This is a genomic window from Mycobacterium sp. NGS69 (genome assembly GCF_059812165.1).
Window position 1 is genome coordinate 1 of record NZ_JCALCD010000020.1, and the last position, 1,946, is coordinate 1,946.

The 1,946-nt window shown below is 64.1% G+C and carries 2 pseudogenes; both read right to left on the minus strand.

The window, feature by feature from the left end:
- Positions 1-702: 702 nt before the first annotated feature.
- Positions 703-1,575 (minus strand): annotated as a pseudogene (locus AC5Y2S_RS28870) (glycosyltransferase); the annotation flags it as partial.
- A gap of 100 nt (positions 1,576-1,675) precedes the next feature.
- A pseudogene (locus AC5Y2S_RS28875) lies at positions 1,676-1,946 on the minus strand (hypothetical protein); the annotation flags it as partial.

Here is a 1,946-nt window from a genome sequence, read left to right on the forward strand (position 1 = left end):
ACAGCAGTTCAAAAACGAGTCGATGGTCTGCTCGGTGCTCTGGCGGTCCGGCCCGGCGATCAGGCTGACGGTGACCTCGGGCTCACCGGGATTGGCGATCAGGGACTGCACCAGGGCTTCGGGGTAGGGTGCGGCCGCCTCGAGCATGGCCGGCACCAACAAGTCGCGGTTGGCCGCAATCCGTTGCCGATCAGGGCCGGGGAGTTCGGGGCGGCTCAGCAGGTCCCGATACAGCGCGAATGCCTCGGCGTGCCTGCCGATCCAGGACGCGCACACCGCCAGCTCATCGGTTGCACGCCACGCGTAGATGTCCGCGCTGACAAATATTCTGTCCTCTTCGGGGAGCGGGATTTCGGCGGCGCGCTCGGCAAACAGGTACGCGAAACCGTAGCGCTGCTCGACGCGACATCGAAAGGCAATGGCGAACAGTGGCTCGGCGCGGGTCGGTCGAAACTGCCAGGCTCGCAAATAGGCGTCCTCAACATCCGGCCACGGCTCACCGAGGTTCGACATCGACTCCGCGAGCCGGTACAACGCGTAGTAGACCTGCTCGTCGTCGCCACCCATCTCAACCCGCCGCGCATACCAGTGGCGCGCCTTTGAGAAATCGCCCAGTTCGAAATAACGCTGGGCAAGGCGCAAGACCGACGCCCCATCTTCGGGGTCGCTCTCGACCCTGGCCAACAACAGATCGGGATCGTTGGCCCATCGGTGCTGCAGGGCCAGCATCGCGCACCGGGGGTGCTGCGCGACGGAGTCCAGCAGCGCGGCGCGACCTTCTGGGCCCGGAACGTTCGCGATCTCGCTGAAAATCCAGTCAGCCATCCCGCCGATGACATCCTCGCGCTCGGGGTCGCCTGCGGCCAGGTCGATCATCGCGTCGTACAACGCGGCATGCCCGCCACCAAACGACAGCCAGAACTTTGGAGGATCTACGACCCGGTTGTTCCACATACCTTGCGAGTGGCGGCGGTAGACGGCCATCGTCTCCGGCAGCATAACGATGTCGCCGCTGAACGCATGGCGCACCATAAGGTAGTGGTCCAGAGGCATGACGTCGGCCGGGATACCACGGTAGTGCGGGAGGCGGCGGTACACGACCGAATTTGTCTGGATGAAGTTTCGCCTGATCAAGGTATCCAAGCTCAGGTCATCGCGCCAGACGAGCGGCGGGAAGTCCTGTTCCTCGACCCGGCCGTCTTCCCAGATCGTTCGTACGGGATGGAAGCACACCGCCGTCTCTGGATGCTGGTCAAGGTACGCGACCTGTCTGCTCAGCTTCAGCGGATCAATCCAGTAGTCATCGCCCTCACACAGTGCGATATACGTGCCGCGAGCCCTCGATAGGGCGTCGACCAGGTTCCTGTTGAGGCCGAGGTTCTTGGGCCTGAGGATCGGCCGGAACAGGTGCGGGTACCGATCGACATACTCCTGGATGATCGCCCGCGTCGAATCGGTTGATGCATCGTCGGCGACGATAATCTCCATCGGGAAGTCGATCTGCTGGGCGACAAAGCTGTCGAAAGCATCGCGGACGTAGGCTTCCTGGTTGTGGGTGGTCGTCACCACGCTCAGCTTGGGTCGCTTGCTTGCTGTCCGTTTCGGTGTCACTGCGAGCCTCGCTCCAACCGAGACTCTCGAAATCCGCGACCGCGGTGGTTTCGGGCAGTTGTCACTAGGGGACCAGCCCTGAGATGCAGAGCACTTCGTCGAGGGTGGCGGTGCCCAGCCTGGCGCGGGCGGCCGGTCGCCTACGTTTGGCGGGCGGAGCGGTGTCGGTGTCCTTCAGGCCGCCGGCTCGATCTAGTCGTGCGGTGTCGAACATCGCGGGGCCGGTGGCCATGGCCTCGGTGAGCAGGTAGCGGCCGGCGTCGGGTGCTCGGCGTATTGCCTGTTCGGCGGCGCTGGCGCCGGTGAGTTTGGCCGCGTCTTGGAAGTTGATGCCG